Source organism: Jannaschia seosinensis, assembly GCF_001408515.1.
Classification (GTDB): domain Bacteria; phylum Pseudomonadota; class Alphaproteobacteria; order Rhodobacterales; family Rhodobacteraceae; genus Jannaschia; species Jannaschia seosinensis.
The window spans coordinates 1-19945 of sequence record NZ_CYPR01000206.1; the positions used below are offsets into that span (position 1 = coordinate 1).

Genomic DNA, 19945 nt, shown 5'->3' on the forward strand with positions numbered 1-19945 from the left:
TGGAAGCTCCGCGCGGCTTGCCCAAAACGTTCACCATGGCGCCGCGCCCAGTTCGACACGCTGCGGCTGCATCTCGTCAAGCTGGCCGCCACCATCGTCGAAAAGAAGACCCGGATCATCGTGACCCTGCCGGCATCGTGTCCCCGAAAGGGACTTCTCCTCCTTCTCTTCGACGCCCTCGCCCCACCGAAAACAGCCTGACGCATGCGCCCCGACAAACCCCGAAACATCAACCCGTATCGCCCAAGACCCAAGTCACCGGCCGGCATGCCAACCGGACGCAAACACCGGGTGCGCGCAAGAAAACCGAGACCGGGGAAACCATCCCACGGAGCACAAGTCCGCAGCTTCATGAATTATGCGGGTTAGCAAACTATACGAGCGCACCAGCGTCGTCATCACCACCAACCTGAGCTTCAGCGAGTGGGCGAGCGTCTTCGGTGATGCCAAGATGACCACAGCCTTGCTCGATCGCCTCACCCATCGCTGCCACATCCTGGAGACCGGCAACGACAGCTACCGCTTCAAGGCAAGCTTCGAGACAGCGAAGAAGAAACGGAAGGAGACAGCAGTATTGACCCCATCATGAACCAACAACCATAACGACCGGGCGGGTCAGATCTCGGTGACAATGCCGGGTCAGTTCTCAGTGACAGCCAACAGTCATGCGGGGAGCCTAGCCAGCCGCCTGCTCCGCCTCAAGCGAAGTTCTTCTGACAAGGCCGAACCCATTGCTCTGCCGTCCATAACGTCAGCCCGGAACGAGAGCGCGGGCCTTCTCACGCAGGGCGAATTTCTGGATCTTTCCGGTCGAGGTTCTGGGGATGGGCATGAAGACGAACTTGCCGGGCACTTTATATGGGGCGAGGTGTTCGCGGCACCAGGCCTTCAGCGCAACCGGATCGGGGTCATTGCCCGCGTTCAGTTCGACAAAGGCGCAGGGCGTTTCCCCCCATTTGTCATGCGGCATGGCCACCACAGCCACCACGGCTACCGCGGGATGGCGATAAAGTGCCTCCTCGACCTCGATCGACGAGATGTTCTCGCCACCCGAGATGATGATGTCCTTCGAACGGTCCTTCAGCTGGACATAGCCATCCGGGTGCATCACGCCGAGATCGCCCGAATGGAACCAGCCACCGGTGAAAGCCTCTTGCGTGGCCTTCGGGTTGCGGAAGTAGCCCTTCATCACGACGTTGCCTCGGAACATCACTTCGCCGATCGTCCGACCGTCGCGCGGCACCGGTTGCATGGTCTCGGGGTCCAGCACGTCGAGCTGTTCCAGCGGCAGATAGCGCACACCTTGACGTGACTTCAGCGCCGCCTGTTCGGCGCGGGGCAGATCCAACCATTCGGCATGCCAGTCGTTGACCACGGCGGGGCCGTAGGTCTCGGTCAGGCCGTAAAGATGAGTGACATTGAACCCTGCATCGCGCATGTCGGCCAAAAGTTTCTCGGGCGGCGGCGCGGCGGCGGTAAAGAATTGCACAGTATGATCCAATGCGCGTTTCTGATCCTCGGGCGCCGAGATCATCAACGACATCACGATTGGCGCGCCGCAGAGGTGGGTCACGCCCTCATCGGCCAGCGCGGTCCAGATCGGTTCGGCACGGACCTGACGCAGGCAAACATGGGTGCCGACGATAGCCGACAGCGTCCAGGGAAAGCACCACCCGTTGCAGTGGAACATCGGCAGGGTCCATAGATAGACCGAATGTTTCTGCATCGAGGTGGTCAGCGCATTGCCCTGCGCCAGCAGATAGGCGCCACGGTGATGCGACACCACGCCCTTGGGGTCGCCCGTCGTGCCCGAAGTGTAGTTGATCGAGATCGCGTCCCATTCGTCCTCGGGCATCAGCCACGCGAAATCCGGGGCGCCGTCGGACAGAAACGCTTCGTAATCCGGTGCGGCGATACGTGCGCGCGTCCCGTCGAACTCCGGATCGTCATACTGGATCAGGGTCGGCGCGACCTTTGCGAGCGCCAGCGCCTCTTGCATCAGCGGCATGAACTCGGCGTCCACGATCACGACCCTGGACATCGCGTGATCCAGCTGGAACGCGATGATCGCGGCGTCGAGGCGGGTATTGATCGAATGCAGCACAGCGCCGCACATCGGCACGCTGTAATGGCACTCCAGCATCGCGGGCGTGTTCGCCAACATGGCCGACACGGTGTCGCCTCGGCCAATGCCGGCCTGCGCCAAGGCCGAAGCCAGCTGCCGCGACCGCGCGTAGAACTCGGCGTAGGTCCGCCGCAGCGCGCCATGAACAATGGCAGTATGCTCGGGAAAGACGCTTGCAGCACGCTCCAGGAAGGTCAGCGGCGTCAGAGGCTGGTAGTTGGCCGGATTGCGGTCCAGATCGGTGTTATAGGGATTAGCCATGATGCCTCACCGGTCCTGCCATTCCGGCGCACGCTTTTCGATGAAGGCGCCTATGCCTTCCTCGGCGTCCCAGGCGAGCATGTTCTCGACCATGACCTGCGAAGCGTAATCATAGGCCTCGGCCAGTGGCATTTCGCGCTGAGCGTAGAAGGCGCGCTTGCCGGTTGCCAGCGTCATGCTGGACTTGGACGCGATCTTGCGCGCCAGTGCCATTGTGGCCTCGCGCAGGGCCTCGGGCGGAGCGACCCGATTGACCAGACCGATTTCAGCCGCGCGAGTGGCCGATACCATGTCGCCGGTCAGCAGCATTTCCATCGCGTGCTTGTTGCCAACATTGCGCGACAGGGCCACCATCGGGGTCGAGCAGAACAGACCGATATGCACCCCCGGCGTGCTGAATTGCGCGGTCTCGGCGGCAAGTGCCAGATCGCAGCTGGCGACCAGTTGGCAGCCCGCTGCGGTGGCGATGCCAGTCACCTCGGCAACCACAGGTTTGGGGCAATTCACAATCGCCTGCATGACCCTGGAACACCTCGCCATCGCCTTGGTGAAATAGGCCCGCCCCCTGTCGGGGTCGGCGCGGCCCGCCGTCATCTCCTTCAGGTCGTGCCCGGCACAATATGCCGGCCCGTTGGCAGCCAGGATGATGACTCGAACGGCAGGGTCGGCGCCGGCCTCGGCCATGACCCGACCGAGCGCCTCAAGCATCGCCTCGGATAGCGCATTGCGGCGGCGCGCGTCATTCAAGGTCAGGCGCAGGATGCCGTCGCGATCAAGGTCGCTGAGGAGGATATCGTCGGTCATCAGGTCAAACCCCAGTTAGAGGATGTTGATCACCACGCTGTCGGCCAGCGTGTTCGCGATGAAGCAGTAGCGATGCGCGCGGTCCTGCATCTCTTCGAGCGTCTTGTGGTCGATCGAAAAGCCGGTATCGAAGCGGACCACCGGATGCAGGTCGATGCGTGTCACCGACATCTGCCCTTTCGGGTTCTTTCCCAGGTGCGCCACGGCATGGTCGTGATAGCTGGCGACCGGCCATTTCGCCTTTGCGGCCAGTGCGAGGAAGGTCATCATGTGACAACTGGACAAGGCCGAGGCGAGCGCCTGTTCGGGGTTGGTGTTTTCCGGCTTGCCGCCCCAATCCGGGGCGGCATCCGCTTGCACTGCGTAGCTGTTGTTGTAGCGCACGATGTGTTCGGCAGAATATTTGCCGGGCTCGAAGGCGGGCACATCGCGGTGCCAGTGCAGGTCGATCGATAGGTCGGACATGGCTGCTCTTCCCGTCTGGATGATGACACTCAGGCAGCGGCGATCTTCTTCTGCGGGTCGAAGAACGGACGCTCCACGATGACTGCGTTCTCGCGCCCGGCCTCGTTGACCAGGCCGGTCTTGTTGACCACCGTCACAGTATTCCCCACGACTGCCAGATCGGCGGCGACCATCGCCAGCGCGATGTTTTGCTTCAGACGCGGCGAATAGATCGCCGATGTGACCTTGCCGATAACCCTGCCGCCTTTCACGATCAACCAATAGGACGTGTTTGGGCGTTTCAGTGGCTCGCCCTCGATTACCAGGCCGACCTGCTTGCGGCTGACGCCCTGTTCCTTGATCCGACGCAGCGCAGCCTTGCCAATGAAATCAGCCTCGATATCCAAATTCACCAGCCGGTCCAGGCCCAGCTCGAACGGGTTGGTGTTGATGTCGGCATCGGCGTGGTAGGACAGCATTCCGCCCTCGATCCGGCGGATCGATGAGGTGTGGCCGGGCTTGAGGCCATAGGGCTGGCCGGCCGCCATGATCTTTTCCCACAGCTCGTCGCCGCGTGTGCTGTCTTGAAGATAGAGTTCGTAGCCCAGCTCGCTTGACCAGCCGGTGCGCGACACGACCAGCGGCATGCCGTCCAGCTCGACATGGCGCAGCCAGTAGTATTTCAGGTCCATGATGCTGTCGCCGAACAGCGCCCGCATGACCTCGCCCGACTTCGGGCCCTGAAGCTGCAACGGCGAGACATCTGGTTCGCGGATCGTCACGTCCATGCCGGCGTGCACCGCCACGCCCTGCGCCCAAAGCAGGATGTCACTGTCGGCAAGCGACAGCCAGAACCTGTTTTCGTCCAACCGCAGCAGAATCGGGTCGTTCAGGATGCCGCCTTCGGCGTTGGTGATCAGCACATACTTGCACTGGCCCACCGCCATCTTCGACAGGTCGCGCGGCGTCAGGGTCTGAACGAACCTGGCCGCGTCCGGCCCGGTGATCTCGACCTGACGCTCGACCGCCACGTCGCACAGGATCGCGTCGTTCACGAGGTTCCAGAAGTTCTGTTCGGGGTTCCCGAAATCACGCGGGATGTACATGTGGTTGTAGACCGAGAACCCCGTCGCGCCCCAGCGCACGGTGGCGTCGAAATAGGGAGATTTGCGAATCTGAGTACCAAAGCCGAATTCATCCGATTTTCTCATGGCGTCACCCTCTTGAACCGGCGCCTGGTGCGCCGAATGCATGTTGAATTGGGTGTCCGTATAACCCAGGACGAGGCAGCTCAGCGGGCTCCAAACGCGTCGAACGGAGGCCGGTTGGTCTTCATTAAGGTCCGGTTCCGACCGATCGGTCTTTTTCCGTCAGCGGCGAGTAGGTATCACCAGATCAGCCAGTTTCGGGACGGAGGACTTTACGGTTCTTGTAACGATGTAGGTCATGTACCGACCGATCCCCAGATCTTCGGCAAGCAGGGATTCCATCAGGCTCTGAAAGGCGGTCAGGCTCGGGGCATAGATCTTGAGGACATAGTCCATACCGCCACCAGTTGCGATGCACTCGGTCACCTGATCCAAGGTGCGGATACGATCCTCGAACCGGTCGAAATCGATCTTCCGATGCTGGGTCAGCGAGACCGTCACGACGACCTGGGTGAAATCTCCGAGCCGGTCCAGCGCGATGTCGCCACGATATCCGCGGATGTATCCGGCCGCCTTCAATCGGCTCAGTCGCTCCCAGCAGGGGGTCGGAGACAGGTTGACCATTTCTGCCAGCTGGGATTTGCTCAGCTCTCCATGTTTCTGCACTGCAGAAAGGATGCGGATATCGGTCGCGTCCAGGACTGATTTGTTCATACGTTCGTCACCCGCGTGGCCTGCCCCCTTCGGGTGGTCCGGCTTCAGTCTTAGTCTAGTGCATGACGGGTCCGGGAGCTACGGTTTGGGTGGCCGGCGAAGCGGCTCCATTTGGCGAAGCCTGCCACTGCAGGACCTCTGGAGCTGGCAGCCGATAACCCAGCGCTGAATGCGGGCGCTTGGTGTTATAGTGTCTGCGCCAGCTTTCGATGACGATCTTCGCCTCGGCGAGGCTGTAGAAGATTTCGCCGTTGAGCAGTTCGTCCCGTAGCTTGGCGTTGAAGCTCTCGCAGCATCCGTTCTCCGTATCCGTCCGTTGTCGCCGCTCTGACGGGCGGAATCCGCGGCTGGTAGTGTCCGCCATCGATAGTGGACATCTTGAGGCACTCCATGGCGGGCAAGAAGGGTCAGAAGAAGCGGTTCTGGGCTGACGAAGAGAAGAGCTCGATCTGCGCGCAGGCTTTGGCGCCGGGCGTATCGGTCGCGCAGGTTGCACGTCGGTATTCGATGAACGCCAACCTGATCTTCAAATGGTTGAAGGACCCTCGCTTCTCCGCTGCCACGGGCGAAACGCCGATTGCCCCGGAAGTCGGGAGCGTCTTTCTGCCGGTGGAGATCTCCGGCTCCACCATTGACCAACGGATCGACGACAGGACCGTTGTGCCAGCCGGACCGGCATCCGCTTCTCTTCTTGCGCATCGGATCGACATCACGCTGTCGGACGGGCGGCGGGTCGTGGTGGAAGGGCCCACGGGGTGGTGTCAGACCAATTCGAACCAGTCTCAGGAAGGGCAGGGGGCCTGACTGTTATCCTGCGCAAAGACCGCGCCACTCGGCGAGAGCGGCGGTGCGGTTGGTCTTGAAGATGTCTCGGCTGGAGAGGCTGCGTTCCTGGTTGAAGTGGTTCGAGACGGAGGCGTGGACGGCGGCGAACTTCTGCAGACTTCGCATTCGCCGGAAGCGCTGCATGGCCCTCTCGCGTCGTCGGAACGGCAGGTGCAAATTCTCCGCGCGGTTGTTCAGCCACCGACCGGTCTCCTGCCGGTCCGTCATGCCGAGGTCCTTCAGAGCCGCGCCGTAGGAGCGAAGCTTGTCCGTCACGAGGGTCTCCGCTCGGCCGTGCTTCTTCATTGCTTTTCTGAGGAATTTCAGCGCAGCCTTCTTGTCCCGCGTCTTCGTGACGAAGCTTTCCAGCACTTCGCCCTCATGATCGACCGCCCGCCAGAGGTAGTGCTGCTCGCCGTTGATCTTCACGAACATCTCGTCGAGGTGCCAGCGCCAGCGGCTCGATTTCATACCCTCGATGCGTCGCTTCCGGATCTCGCCCGCGAACATCGGACCGAAGCGCTGCCACCAGAAGCGCACCGTCTCGTGGCTGACGTCGACGCCGCGCTCGTGCAGCAGATCTTCGACGTTCCGCAGCGACAGCGGGAAGCGGACATACATCATCACCGCCAGGCGAATGATCTCGGAGCTGGTCTTGAAGTACTTGAAGGGGCTGCGCTTGGTCATGCGGGGAGCCTAGCCAGCCGCCTGCTCCGCCTCAAGCGAAGTTCTTCTGACAAGGCCCATCCAAGGGATTGAGTTCCGCGACGGCCTCCGCCACCTTCAAACTGCCGCCTGATCACGCGTCACCAACTTTCGCGCATACCTCCTTGGTCATGCGGGGAGCCTAGCCAGCCGCCTGCTCCGCCTCAAGCGAAGTTCTTCTGACAAGGCCATCGTCGGACCTCATCGAAGCCGGTCCGGAACCAGGATTTCGAGCAGTATCCGTGCTTCTTCCGGGCGGGGTATTTGTGTCCCATGAGCTGGGCTGCAGCACGGCAGATGAGGGCGATGGCAATAGCGGTTATGGCGATGAGCAGAGACAACTTGGACGCGAGCGTCAGGCGGGTGTCCTCCAGGTTCAGCCCCCGCGTCTTGCTGTCGGCGAACAGGCACTCGATGAGCCAGCGCTTCTTGTACTGCCGCAGGATGTGCGCGCCAGTGGCTGGATAGGGCGAAGCCACCACGAGAAGCTCGCCGCCCTTGATACGGCGCGCACCGAAGTGGAGCTTGAGGTCGGGGTGACTCGCTCTGCCAGGCAGGACGGCCGTGAAGCCCCGCACACCCCTGCACCGTGACAGCAGGGAGCGCAGGTTCAGCTCGCGGCCGTTGGTACGGACTATCTGGCCCTCCTTCATGCGGATCGCGAAGGGGATCTCCTGCTCGACGAGAAAAGTGAACCATTCCTGACCGATGAACTCGCGATCCGCCAGCAGCATCCGAACGGTTGAGGCGTCGAAATACGCGAGATACCGCTTCATCAGCGCGATGCGCTGAGCGGTCGTGCTGTTGCCGGAATGCGGGAGCATGGTCCACATCAACGGGACACGGAACCTGGCCGTGATGACGGCCAACACGAGGACGTTAACGTCGGTCTTGCCGATCTTCCAGTTGGTGCGGTCAAGACACAGATGCCAAGGGCGAGGGTTGCCGAGCAGCGAGATCACGATGCCCACGCTCCAATCCTCGGGCAGGCACACGTGTTGGAAGAAGCGTTGCAGACGGCGATAGGTCGATGCAACCATGGCGCGACTTGGCCGCTCGCTCGCGATATGCGTCAGGTTCACCGTTCGGGCGCTGATCATGCCAAGCAGGATCATGCAGAGCGTCTCGAGCCGTGACTTGCCCAACGGCACATGCGGAGTTAGCGTTTTCTGGAGATCGGCGAGAGCACGGATATTCAAGGGACCGTTCCTTTGGCGAGGTCGAGTCCACCAGAAGAATCCGTCTTGCCGGTCTCGGCCACCCCAAAAACGGCTGTGTCGTGTAGTCTGCGGTATCCTACAACCTGTGTCAGGCCGGGGCGGCTCTTCCGCCCCGCCAGCGCGCCGCGACCCGCGCCCCAAGCGACGAATAGGCGGGGACGAGGATCATTTGCAGGATCGATCCGAACAGCACGCCCATTCCCAGAGACACCGCCGTCGGGATCAGGAACTGCGCCTGTACCGACGTCTCCAGGATCAGCGGCGCGATGCCGAGGAACGTCGTCAGCGTCGTGAGCGTCACCGGCCGGAAGCGGCCGAGCGTGGCGCCCACGATAGCGTCGAGCGGGGCCTCGCCATCCGCCTCCCGCGATCGGGTGAAGTCGACGATCAGAAGCGCATCGTTCACGATCACGCCCGCCAGACCGATCACGCCGAACAGAGACAGGATCGTCAGGTTCAACCCCAGCAACGCGTGACCGATCAAGGCCCCGACGAAGCCGAACGGGATCACGCCGAGCACGATCAGCGGGCGGAAATACGACCCGAAGGCCAGCGACAGCAGCGCATAGATCGCAAACAGCGCCAACGAGAAGTTGAGCGCCAGCGCGGGTAGAAACCGGCCCTGCTCCTCCTGCTCGCCACCGGCGCTGACGCGGAGGCTGGGATGATCCTCGCGCAGTTGCGGCACGACCTCGGCCATCAGATAGGCGGTCTCCTCTCCTCCGGTCGTCACCGCTTCGTTCACATCCGCCAGCAAGGTCGTGACGGACCGGCCGTCGATGCGGGTGATCGCCGTCGGGGCCGGCTGGAAGGCGAGGTCGGCGAGGACCGGCAGGGGGACCATGCCCTGCGCGGTGGGAATGCGCAGTTTCTGCAGGTCGGCCACGGAATCCCGCTGATCCTGTGGCAGACGAAGGCGGATGTCGACCTCTTCGCGATCGCGGGCGAACTGGTCCACGCGTATGCCGTAGAAGGCGCCGCGCACCTCGCGCGCAACCTCTTCGAGCGTGACGCCGAAGACGCGCGCGGCGGGACGCAGGTCGATCGTGATCTCCTGCGCGGCGCTGACGGAGTCGTCGCGGATGTCGAACGTGCCCGGCCGGTCTGCCAGAGCCTCGCGCAGTTTCCTCGTTGCCGCGTCGCGTGCCGCCTCCGTATCGGCGGCCACTTCCAGATTAACCGCCGCGCCGACGCCGACGATCGAGGAGGAGAATATGACCTCCTTCGCGCCAGGCACCTCTCCGACCTCGTCGCGCCAGACCTGCTTGAACCTCTCGGCGGCCGTGTCACGGGTCGCCGCATCCATGAGCTTGACCTCGATCTGTGCGGTGGAAGCCGGGTTCACGCCGCTCGACCCGTCCGGATCGCCGCCGCGCGCGGAAAACCCGATGGAGATGGCTGTCTGTTGCAGCAGCCCCTCCTCGCCGATGGCCTCGGCCGCCCGTTCGGCCGCGACCACGAAGTCGACCGCCCGCGCACGCGTCTCGATCTCGGACGTGCCCTCGGGCAGGTTGAGCTGTGCGGTAACGAAGTTCCCTTCGATGGCCGGAAAGAAGACGAAGCGCACGATCCCGCCGGTCAGCAATCCGAGACCCGCCAGCGCCACCGCAAGACAGACCGCGATGGCGAAGACGGGATGGCGGACGGAACCGGTGACGACGCGGCGGATCGGCCCCTCACGGAACCGGTCGAACCAGCGATCGACGTGACCGCGCACGAAATTGGCCGGACGCCGGGGCGACCACCGGCGCGGCGGGTGCAGGCGGATCCTGCTGAGGTGGCGCGGCAGGACGAAATAGCTCTCGATCAGCGACGCGGTCAGGACGAAGATGACGACCGAAGCGATCGGCGCGATGAAGCTGCCCGACGATCCGGGCAGGAACAGAAGCGGCACGAAGGCGCAGATCGTCGTCGACACGGCAAAGAAGACGGGGCGCCAGACGCGGATCACCGCCCGCTCCGCCGCACCGTCGGGCTCTCCCGTCTCAAGCTCCGCGAACGTGTTCTCGCCCACCACGATCGCGTCGTCGACCACGATGCCGAGCGCGAGAATGAAGCCGAAGAGCGAGAGTTGATTGATGGTCGTCCCGAACAGGAGCATCGGCGCGAAGGCCCCGATGAAGGCGACGACGACGCCGATGGCCACCCAGGCCGCAACCCGAAGGTCGAGAAACAGCATCAGGACCGCGAGGATCAGCGTGACGCCGATGGCGCCGTTCTTCATCAGCAGGTTGATACGTCCGCGCAGGGAATCCGCCTCGTTGCGCCAGATCGTCACCTCCACGCCGGGCGGCAGGCGGGGGCGCAATTCCGCCTCGAGATATTCGATCGCCGTATCCGCGACCGACAGCACTTCCTCCGAGCCGGCGCGATTGGCCGAGATGAACACGGCCGGCTCTCCGGAGACGCTGGCCGTGATGTCGGTTTCCGCCAGCACCTCCTGGATCCGGGCCACATCGCCCAGCGTGACCTGCGCCCCGCTGTCGGAGGTGAAGAGAATCTTGTCGCGCAACTCATCCGCGGACTCGGCCTCGCCCACCGTGCGGATCTGGATGTCGCTCTCTCCGGTGTCGATGGCGCCGCCGGAGAGGTCGAGGCTCTGCGCGGCGATGCGCTCGCCCAGCTCCGCAAGCCCGATCCCGTAGGCCTGCAGGGTCGAGCGGTCGACCGCGATCTCGATCAGGTCGACCGGCACGCCTGACAGGATCACCTGACTGATCTCCGGCTTGGCCGTCATCTCGTCGCGCGCGATCTGCGCGAGGTTCTTGAGCGTCTCGACCGGCACATCGCCGTGGAGGACGAATTGGACGGCCAGTTCGTCCGGATCCCTTTCGGCCACTCGCGGGCTTTCGGCGGCGTCCGGGAAGGTCGTGATGCGGGCGATCTCCGTCTCGATCTCGTCCTTCACCCTGCGCACATCGGCCCCGCGGGTGAGATCGGCGGTGACGACGCCGACGCCGGATTGCGCGCGCCCCGTCAGCTTCCGCACTCCTTCGAGCCCCTGCAGCCGCTCCTCAATCGGCACGAGGATCGCATCCGCGACCTCGGTCGGCGTGGCGCCGGGATAGGCGACGGTGACGGTGACGGCGCCGGTCGTGATCTCGGGAAAGGTACGAATGGTCACTGTCAACGCGGATGCGAGGCCCGCCGCGACGAGGGCCGCCATCAGGAGATTGGCCGCGACCGGGCTGCGCAGGAACAGGCGGATCAGCGCGGTCACGACCCGTCTCCCCCGTCCTGCGGGCCGGCCTGGTCGTCCTGCCGCGACGCGACGCGAACCGGCACCCCGTCCGCCACGCCCGACAGGTCGCTGGTCATCACCAGCGCGCCAGCTTGGAGCGTGTTTCCGCCTTCGAGGATGGCCCGCGTCTCGGTCCGCTGGATCACCACGACGTCCCTGCGGCGCAGAACATGGCGTTGCTCGGGCGCATCTTCGCCTGACGAGGGTTCGTCCCGCCCGTCATCGGGCATCGGCACGACCTCCCAGACGACATCGCCGCCCTTGACCGCACGGACCGGTATGGACAGCACGTTGCCGCGCACGAGGCTCACCGGAAGCTCCAGCTCGACCAGTTCATTCACCCGGAGCGGGCGCGCATCGTTGCGCGGCTCGAACGGGCGCGGAATGCGCACGATCAGGGGAATCGTCCGGGTATCGGGATCGACCGCAGGCCCGGTTCGGGTGACGACGCCGTAGGCCAACGGCGCCTCCCGCTCCGGACCCGTCGTCGCATTCGTCGCGCCAACGGCGACGCGACCGCCGATGGCGAGCGTCGCGTCCCCGAGGATACCGAGATCGGCGGGCGTGAGGCCCAGTTCCACTTCGACGGCCTCGGACGCGACGAGCCGACCCAGGGACTGGCCCGGCGTGGCGATCGCACCGACATCCGCGTCATCCGCGAGGACCAGCGCATCGAACGGCGCGACGACGACGGAATCGGAAAGCCGGGTTCGGGCGGTGACGAGCTCGGCGCGCGCCGATGTCAGGTCGGCCTCGGCCGAGGCGACCGCGACGATGGCCTGCTGCAGTTGTGCCTCCGAGGCGAATTCGCGCGCTTCCAACTGCTCCTGACGGTCGCGCTCGACCCGGGCCTCGGCGAGTGCGGCTTCGGCGCGGGCGACATCCGCCTCCGCCCGTGCGACCGCCGCGCGAAGCTGGCGCGTCTCCAGCCGCACCAGAACCTCCCCCGCTTCCACAAAATTGCCACGCCGGAAGGATGGTGACACCTCTTCGATGCGACCATCGAATTCGGTGGCGACCTGAATTTCTGCGAGCGGGCGAATGAAGCCGGTCTGACGGATGGCGAGCCGGTCCGCCGCCACGGCCCGCGCCGCGTTCACGAGTGGCGGAGGTGGCGGAGAAACCTCGGGGGGAGAGCCCCTAAAGGTGAGCCAGGCCAGAATCGCGGCGCCGACCAGCAGCACGCCGAGCGTGGCGAGGATCCAGCTCCAGTTGCGCCCGGACCCCGTGTCGGATTTGTTTCCGTGCCCTGCGGTACGGCCCGGTCGCGGCGGCAGGATCGGCCCCTCCGGCTCCCCGATGCGCGGTCCCGGCGGAACCGGAGGGCCTTCGGGAGGCGGAGAGAGCGGCGTCGGATCCTCACGCGGCGGGACCGGCGGCCCCTCGTAGGACCTCCCGTCGGCACTCGAGGTCCGCGCCGGTGCGCGGTTGGGGCCCGTACCGTCAGCCACCGTCGCGCGGAACGATGACGGAGCCGTCGAGCGGATCGATCGAGATGCGGTTCATGTCGACGCGCATCCGCTCCTCCTCGCCGATGCCGATCGCTTCGAGCGAGATCAGTCCCCCGTCCGCCGCGTAGACGAGCGTGCGGGCATCGGCCCCGTCGAGCGCGACGAGAACGTCGACGACCTCGCCCAGCTCGGTCCCTTGATCGTCGCGCACCGGACGGCCGATCAGATCGGCGACGGAGATGAGGTCCGCGGTCAGGTCAATCCGCTCCTGGCCTGCGGGGGGGGCGCTCGGCTCGGTCGTGGCGGCGGTAGGCTCCGGCGTCGTGTCTTCCTGAAGCGGCTGAGCGGCGGGCTCCTCGGCGGGAAGCACGACGACTTCGCCCGGCAGGTCGGCCTCCTCCGGCTCGGGGGCGGGTTGGTCCGGCCCGGGGGCGGGTTGATCCGGCTCGTAGACGAAGACCTCGGTATCGGCGGGTGCCGTCGGCTCCGGCGTGTCCGAAGCGGGGTTCACCGGCACGGTCCGGACATCGGCATCCGTCGCCTCCTGAAGGACGGTGTCGCCGGCATCGGTCAGATCCGACTGCTCGGGGACGACATTCCGGGTAGGCCCGTCGTCGGTCGCCGCGACGCGTTCGGCGAAGTCGTCGGCCGGCTCCTCCGCATCGGTGGTGCCGACCCCATCACCGGGTGCCGCGATCTCCTCCAGCATCTCCCCGAGGCCCGGCGGCAGCATGACCTGATCGATCCCGTGGATCACCGCCCCATCCGCCTGAATATCGCCAACCCGCACGCGGGCTTCGGTCACGGCACGGGCGGCAAGTGCGGCATCGGCGGCTGTGAGATCGTCCGGCGGCGCAAGGCGCAGCGTCAGGGCGCCGGTCGTGAAGGTCACGACGATGCGCGTATCGCCGACGATCGGCTTCATTTCGACCGGCAGGTTGTTGGAGGCATAGGACCCCGACGGCACGATGTGAACCGCGACGATCGCGTTGCGCACCTCGGCGGCCGCCGGATCGAACAGACGCTCCCGCAGGTCGGCAGGCAGGCGGCGGAACGCTTCGTCGGTCGGGGCGAAGACGGTCACGCCGGTCATGTCATTCACCGTATCGGCGAGAGGCGCAGCATTCAGGGCCTCGGAGAACGTGCCGAAACGGCTGTCCGACGACAGCGTGTCGATGAGCGAAGCGGCCGATGCGGGAAGTGCCGCGACTGCAAGGAGGATGCTCGCGAATGCAGTCGAGAAAGGTCTTGGCATGTCGTCTCCGATCGGGTTTGCAAACGCATGGGCAACGAGCCTCCGCAATGCAAGGTTCCTGGGTGCGGCGAATGGCGCAGGGTGCGTTCGGCGTTGCGTGCGGCTGTGTGGCCGAAGGCGCAGCAGTCTCGCCTTTGGGGGCGCAAATCGGGCGCCCCTTCAGGCGGAAAGCCTCGGAGCGGGTCCGGGCGGCAGGATGCTTGTCAAACCTCTGCGGCGGCACAGACCTGTCGCCTATCAGGTCGGTTCAGTGAAAATCGCGGGATTTCGGAATGACCTGGACGTCGCGGGGGTGCCGCCGTTCCGGCAGGGGATGCTTCACATGGTCGGCTCGGGCCAGATCGGAGGACAACCCATCCTCGCCAAGCCGCAGGAGCGCGTCGTTGCGGTCGATTACCTCGTGGGCGACGACATGGATGACGGCGTCGTCGAACTGTACGTGGCCGTGTACCGCCATCAGGCGCGAGGCCATGATCGCCCGCCGGTAGCGTTGGAACAGATCGGGCCAGATCACGACGTTGATCACTCCTGCCTCGTCCTCGAGCGTGGTGAAGCAGACACCCTTGGCGCTGCCGGGCTTCTGACGGATCAGGACAAGGCCCGCGACCGACACTTTCTGATTGAAGCGCAGCGACCGCAGCCGATCCGAGCGGGTATAGCCGCCGCGATCCATCGCGCGGCGCATGAAGGACATCGGATGCGCCTTCAGCGACAGCCGCGCGGTCTGGTAATCGGCGACGACATGCTCGTTCATCGGCATTTCGGGGAGCGTATGCTTCGGCTCGGTTCCGACATCCGGCGCGTCGCCATGGGTGAAGAGCGGGAGGGCGGGCGCAGACCGGATTGCCTTGGCATCCCACAAGGCCTGCCGCCGATCCTGTCCGGCGGAACGGAACGCGTCGGCGGCGGCGAGGATCTCGATCGCACGCTTGGACAGGCCGGTGCGGCGGCGCAGATCCTCCACACCGGAAAAAGGCGCATCGCGTGCGGCGACCAGACGTCCGAGTTCCTCTTTCCCAAGACCCGAAAGCTGCCGAAACCCCAGCCGCAGCGCAAAGAGCTTCGGCGCCACAGGCTCCAGCGTGCAGTCCCATTCGCTGTAATTCACGTCGACGGCCCGGACCTCGACGGCCGATTTGCGCGCCATGTCGACGATCTGCGCAGGCGCGTAGAACCCCATGGGCTGAGAATTCAGGAGCGCACAGGCGAAGATTGCCGGGTGGTGGCATTTCAGCCAACTCGACACGTAGACCAGATGTGCGAAGGAGGCCGCGTGGCTTTCGGGAAAGCCGTATTCGCCGAACCCCTCGATCTGGCTGAAGCAGCGCGTGGCGAAGTCGCGGTCGTAGCCGCGCGCGACCATACGTTCGACCATGCGGGCCTTGTGGTCGGACACCTTCCCCTTGGCGCGGAACGTGGCCATGGCGCGGCGCAACTCGTTGGCCTCCGCGCCGGAGAACTCGGCCGCGACGATGGCGATCTTCATCGCCTGCTCCTGAAAGATCGGCACGCCGAGCGTCCGCTCGAGGATGTTTCGCAATTCGTCGGGATCGTGCTTGGGGCCGGGCTTGGGGTAGTCGACCACCTCGCCGCCCCGCCGCCGCTTGAGATAGGGGTGGACCATGTCGCCCTGGATCGGGCCGGGCCGGACGATGGCGACCTGGATCACGAGGTCATAGAACCGCGCGGGCTTCAGCTTGGGCAGCATCGCCATCTGCGCCCGGCTCTCGACCTGAAAAACGCCGAGGCTGTCGCCGCGCTGGAGCATTGCATAGGTCGCACGGTCGCCGCGCGGGATGCGGGCGAGGGTCATCTCCTGCCCGTAATGCCGCTTGAGCAGGCCGAAGCACTTGGCGATGCAGGTCAGCATCCCGAGCGCGAGAACGTCCATCTTGAAGATACCGAGCGCGTCGATATCGTCCTTGTCCCATTCGATGAAGCTGCGATCGGGCATGGCGCCGTTGCCGATGGGCACGGTGCGGGTCAGCGGATGCTTCGTGATGACGAAGCCGCCGACATGCTGCGACAGGTGCCGGGGCATTCCGATCAGCTGATCGGTGAGTTGCAGGACGAGGCGCACCAGCGGGTCGCCCAGGTTCACGCCCGTATCCTCGGGGTGCATGTCCTTCGTCGAGCCCCCCCACGACCCCCAGGTCGTGCGGCCAAGCGCGGTCGTCACGTCCTCGGGCAGGCCCATGACCTTGCCCACCTCGCGCACCGCCATGCGGGGGCGGTAGTGGATCACCGTCGCGGCGAGGCCGGCATGGGTGCGGCCGTAGCGGGAATAGATGTGCTGGATCACCTCCTCGCGACGTTCATGCTCGAAATCGACGTCGATATCGGGCGGCTCGTTGCGCTCGTCGGACAGGAACCGCTCGAACAGGACCTCGTGGCGGGCCGGATCGACCGAGGTGATCCACAGGCAGTAGCAAACGACCGAATTCGCGGCGGAGCCCCTTCCCTGGCACAGGATCCCCTGCGACCGCCCATAGGCCACGATCTCCTGGATGGTGATGAAGTAGCGGGCGAGTTCCTTGCGCGCGATAAAGGCCAGCTCCATCTCGATTGCATCGCGGATCTTCTGCGGCACCCCGTCGGGATAGCGGCGCGCGGCGCCCTCCTCGGTCAGGATGCGCAGATGCGCGTCCGGGGTGCGGCCGGAGGGTACGTCATCCTCTGGGTACTCGTATTTCAGCTCGTCGAGCGAAAAGTCCAGCCGGTCCGCGATCGCCACGCTCTCCCGGATCGCGTGGGGCCAGCGCGCGAAGAGGCGGATCATCTCCTGCGGCGGCTTCAGATACCGCTCCGCATTGGCATGAAGGAGGAATCCGGCCGCATCCATCCGCACCCCCTCCCGAATGCAGGTCATCACGTCCTGCAGCGGGCGGCGATCGGCGGCGTGGTAATGCACGTCGTTGGTCGCCACGAGGCGCAGCCCGTGCCACCGCGCCATGCGGTCGAGCCGCTCGATCCGGGCGTGATCGTCGCCGCGATAGAGATGCGCCGCCGCGATATGGGTGAGCCGCGGCAGCGCGCGGACGAGGCGCGGCAGATCGGCCTCGAACGCATCGACCCCGTCGGGCGGGACGGCGATCAGGATGCTGCCCTCCTGATGCGCGGCGAGGTCGGCGAGCGTGAGGTCGCAGCGCCCCTTCTGCTGCCACGCGCCGTCGGGGCCGGTCATCCGCCCCTTCGAGATCAGCGCGCAGAGGTTGCCATAAGCCTCCCGGTCCTTCGGATAGGCGAGAAATTCCGCCCCGCAGGTCAGCACGATCCGCGTGCCGATCAGGGGGCGCATCTTCGCGGTACGCGCCGCGACATGCAGCCGCACGATGCCGGCCATCGAATTGCGGTCGGCCACGCCCAGCCGATCGTAGCCCATGCCCTGCGCCGCCACGACCAGATCGACCGGATCGGACGCGCCGTGCAGGAACGAGAAACAGGTCGTCAGCCCAAGCTCGACGAAGGGCGCGCGGGGGTTCGGGTCGAACGCCTCCGCCCGCTCCAGCATGCGCTTGCCCGGCATCGGCGGGATGTCGGGCATGTCAGGCGAACATCCCGTGCAGGAACCATTCCGGGTCGCCGCCGCGCCCGTCGCTCACCAGCCCCTCGCGGAACAGCCAGTAGCGCGCGCCCTCCTCGACCTCGACCTTGTAATAGTCGCGCATCCGCGTGCCGGGCCGGGCGCGCCACCATTCGGGCGCGATGCGCTCGGGCCCCTGATGGCGGCGGATGAGATAGGGCTTGCGCCGCCATTCGAACCGCACGGGCGGCCCCTCGGGCACGGCATAGAGCACCTTGATCCGCTCGGGGTGACGCAGCAGGCGGACCGGCCGGTCGCGCCGGGGCGCCACCATGCCGCCGCCGCCGAGGCCCCCGGGGGCGAGCAGATCGGCCCGGCGTCCCTTGAGGGCATCGATGGCAGGGGTCCAGCCTTCGGCCCGCTCGGGAAGGTGGCTCTCCTGCGGGTCGGGCAGCTGTACCGCATCGCGCCCGAGCCGGGCCGCGAGCCGGTCGATCAGCGTGGCCACCGCGACCTCCGCGTCGATCCCGCCATCGAGCCGCACTTGCGCGGCGGCGAGCGGTTCGGGACGCAGCGCCTCGGCGGCCAGCATGTCGAAGCCGAAGCCGGCATCGAGCTCCTCGAAGTGCCGCGCCGTCAGGCGGATCAGGTGGGCCGGATCGCGGTTGGCCTGTGCGCAACCGACCTCGATCCGGGTGGCATGGCCGTCAGCGCGAAACAGCTCCAGCCGCAGACCGCGCAGCCCCTGCCCGGCTGCCGCGAGATCGGCACAGAGCGCGCCGAGCGCCTCGGGCAGAAGGGGCTGCGGATCCATCACCGGCTCGGCCAGACGGCGGATCGTCCGAAACCGGCGCGCGGGCGCGGGGCTGACGACCGGCTCCGGCAGGGTGCCCAGCATCTGGTCGAGCCGGCGCAGCGGCGTCGTCAGCGCCTTGCCGTCGCGGCCGAAGCGGCGCTCCAGCGTGGCACGGGGGATGAGCATCAGGTCACCCACTCGCTTCAGTCCGAGCCGGCGCAGCACGAGACGCGTTTCCCCGTCGAGCCGCAACGCGCCGACCGGCAGCATCGCAAGCCGCGCCCGGAGCGCATCGCCGCCGCAGATCTCGCGCCCGTCGCCGAACCGCGCCAGCGCCCAGGCGGCCCCGTGGGTCGGCGCGACGGCAAGCCGGACCTCCTGCCCCAGATCGGCCAGCCGCGCGGCCATGTCGGCTAGCATCGCATCCTCTCCACCCCAGAGATGATCCGATCCGGTCGTGTCGAGCACCAGCCCGTCCGCCCCGTCGGCGGCCGACCACGGGCACCACCGGCGCACCCAATGCACCAGACGGCGCAAGGCCTCGGCGTCGCCGGCGAGATCGGCGGGGGCGACCTGCAATTCGGGACAGATCGCCCGGGCATCGACCACGCGCGCGCCGGGCATCGCGCCGGCCGCCTGCGCCGCATCGTTGGCGGCATGGATCACCGAGCCATGCGTCCCCTCCACCGCCAGAACGAGCGGCGCGTCGGGGTCCGGTCCGGTTTCAGCCGTCTCCCACGGCGCGAGTTCTTGGCGCGGGGCCTTCGCCTGCGCCCTCTCCCACAGCGCCATCGGAAAGCGGGGCAGCCAGAGAGACACGATGCGCCGCCCGGTCATGGCTGGCCACCCATGTGCCGGGCGGCCGGTCGCGCGCCCGGAACAATTCCGCCCGCCAACGCGCCCGTCCCGGCGCACGGATGTCGAAGGTGTTGGCAGTCGAGGGCTCCGGCATCACGCGCCAGCGATTCGGCGCCACCGACAATGCCGCGTCGCCATCCATCCGCAACAGCCAGAGCGGCACGCCCGAGCGGCGCGACCGCAGCGCGAGCCGTTTGGTGGCGGTAAAGTCGAGCACCTTGGGATTGCCCCAGATCTCGCCCACGACGGCGGATATCGCGGCACATTCCAGTCCCTCCTCCATCGCCCAGAGCGCCTCGCCCGCATTGCGCGCGGCGATCCGCAGGATGGGCATACGCAAACCCGTTTCGCCGATCCCCCGAAGGCAGGGCAGCCCGCCCTCCTGCGCCGCGCGGCCATCCTGCACCCACAGGATCGGCCCTCCGGGACGCGCCGACTTCGCCACCGCGGCGTCGATCTGGGCTAGGACCAGACCGGTCCCCGCCCCGTCCCGCGCATTCGAGAACGTTTCGGTAAAGGCGAAAGCGGTCGGTTCCGTCATGCGGCGGACCTTCGAAGAATCACTACATGTTCAC

General features: G+C 66.0%; 16 protein-coding genes and 1 pseudogene. 3 read left to right on the forward strand and 14 right to left on the reverse strand.

Translation table 11 applies throughout. The annotated features are described in order from the left end of the window. Positions 1 to 201: transposase (locus JSE7799_RS15575; protein WP_055664432.1), on the forward strand; the 201-nt coding region annotated here is incomplete at its 5' end. A gap of 163 nt (positions 202 to 364) precedes the next feature. Then, a pseudogene (locus JSE7799_RS15580) lies at positions 365 to 589 on the forward strand (ATP-binding protein); the annotation flags it as partial. A gap of 162 nt (positions 590 to 751) precedes the next feature. Here JSE7799_RS15580 and JSE7799_RS15585 read toward each other — a convergent pair. From JSE7799_RS15585 to JSE7799_RS22070, 6 genes are all read right to left on the reverse strand, one after another. Beyond that, positions 752 to 2386, reverse strand: coding sequence for an acyl-CoA synthetase (locus tag JSE7799_RS15585; protein ID WP_055664434.1), 1635 nt, complete (start codon positions 2384 to 2386; stop codon positions 752 to 754). A gap of 6 nt (positions 2387 to 2392) precedes the next feature. Next, a complete protein-coding gene (locus tag JSE7799_RS15590; protein WP_055664435.1) occupies positions 2393 to 3193 on the reverse strand; it encodes an enoyl-CoA hydratase in 801 nt (266 codons plus the stop codon). 12 nt (positions 3194 to 3205) lie between these two features. Continuing rightward, the gene (locus JSE7799_RS15595) at positions 3206 to 3655 is read right to left on the reverse strand and encodes an OsmC family protein (RefSeq protein ID WP_055664436.1); all 450 of its coding nucleotides are present in this window, start codon (positions 3653 to 3655) and stop codon (positions 3206 to 3208) included. Positions 3656 to 3684: 29 nt separating this feature from the next. After that, positions 3685 to 4845 carry a glycine cleavage T C-terminal barrel domain-containing protein gene (locus JSE7799_RS15600; protein ID WP_055664463.1) on the reverse strand — a complete coding sequence of 387 codons (1161 nt, stop codon included), beginning with the start codon at positions 4843 to 4845 and terminating at the stop codon, positions 3685 to 3687. Positions 4846 to 5004: 159 nt separating this feature from the next. Next, positions 5005 to 5496: an Lrp/AsnC family transcriptional regulator gene (locus JSE7799_RS15605; RefSeq protein WP_055664437.1), complete on the reverse strand. Its 492-nt coding sequence runs from the start codon at positions 5494 to 5496 to the stop codon at positions 5005 to 5007. 55 nt (positions 5497 to 5551) lie between these two features. Next, on the reverse strand, positions 5552 to 5992 hold the full coding sequence (locus JSE7799_RS22070) for an integrase core domain-containing protein (RefSeq protein ID WP_275934906.1): 441 nt from the start codon (positions 5990 to 5992) through the stop codon (positions 5552 to 5554). Here JSE7799_RS22070 and JSE7799_RS15610 point away from each other — a divergent pair. Then, positions 5887 to 6300 (forward strand): transposase, encoded by a 414-nt coding sequence (locus tag JSE7799_RS15610; RefSeq protein ID WP_055664438.1) that lies wholly within the window; start codon positions 5887 to 5889, stop codon positions 6298 to 6300. The two genes, JSE7799_RS22070 and JSE7799_RS15610, sit on opposite strands and share 106 nt — an antisense overlap. Before the next feature lie 3 nt (positions 6301 to 6303). On the opposite strand, the gene JSE7799_RS15615 is transcribed toward JSE7799_RS15610, so the two are convergent. The 8 genes from JSE7799_RS15615 to JSE7799_RS15650 form a co-directional block, all read right to left on the reverse strand. Next, complete coding sequence (locus JSE7799_RS15615; RefSeq protein WP_055662829.1) at positions 6304 to 7008, reverse strand: IS6 family transposase; 705 nt, start codon at positions 7006 to 7008, stop codon at positions 6304 to 6306. 182 nt (positions 7009 to 7190) lie between these two features. Next, entirely contained in the window at positions 7191 to 8225 is a 1035-nt protein-coding gene (locus tag JSE7799_RS15620) for an IS4 family transposase (protein WP_055664439.1), read from the reverse strand. A 109-nt stretch (positions 8226 to 8334) separates the two neighbouring features. Next, positions 8335 to 11466 carry an efflux RND transporter permease subunit gene (locus JSE7799_RS15625; protein ID WP_144431752.1) on the reverse strand — a complete coding sequence of 1044 codons (3132 nt, stop codon included), beginning with the start codon at positions 11464 to 11466 and terminating at the stop codon, positions 8335 to 8337. Continuing rightward, positions 11463 to 12938 carry an efflux RND transporter periplasmic adaptor subunit gene (locus JSE7799_RS15630; protein WP_055664440.1) on the reverse strand — a complete coding sequence of 492 codons (1476 nt, stop codon included), beginning with the start codon at positions 12936 to 12938 and terminating at the stop codon, positions 11463 to 11465. The genes JSE7799_RS15625 and JSE7799_RS15630 overlap by 4 nt, the downstream gene beginning before the upstream one ends. Then, entirely contained in the window at positions 12931 to 14193 is a 1263-nt protein-coding gene (locus JSE7799_RS15635) for a fasciclin domain-containing protein (protein ID WP_144431753.1), read from the reverse strand. Before JSE7799_RS15635 ends, JSE7799_RS15630 begins: the two co-directional genes overlap by 8 nt. Before the next feature lie 247 nt (positions 14194 to 14440). After that, positions 14441 to 17737, reverse strand: coding sequence for an error-prone DNA polymerase (locus JSE7799_RS15640; RefSeq protein WP_055664442.1), 3297 nt, complete (start codon positions 17735 to 17737; stop codon positions 14441 to 14443). A gap of 1 nt (position 17738) precedes the next feature. Next, positions 17739 to 19349, reverse strand: a complete 1611-nt coding sequence (locus tag JSE7799_RS15645; RefSeq protein ID WP_055664443.1) for a Y-family DNA polymerase — start codon at positions 19347 to 19349, stop codon at positions 17739 to 17741. Beyond that, positions 19237 to 19911: an ImuA family protein gene (locus JSE7799_RS15650; RefSeq protein ID WP_055664444.1), complete on the reverse strand. Its 675-nt coding sequence runs from the start codon at positions 19909 to 19911 to the stop codon at positions 19237 to 19239. The genes JSE7799_RS15645 and JSE7799_RS15650 overlap by 113 nt, the downstream gene beginning before the upstream one ends. Between the last annotated feature and the right edge of the window lie 34 nt (positions 19912 to 19945).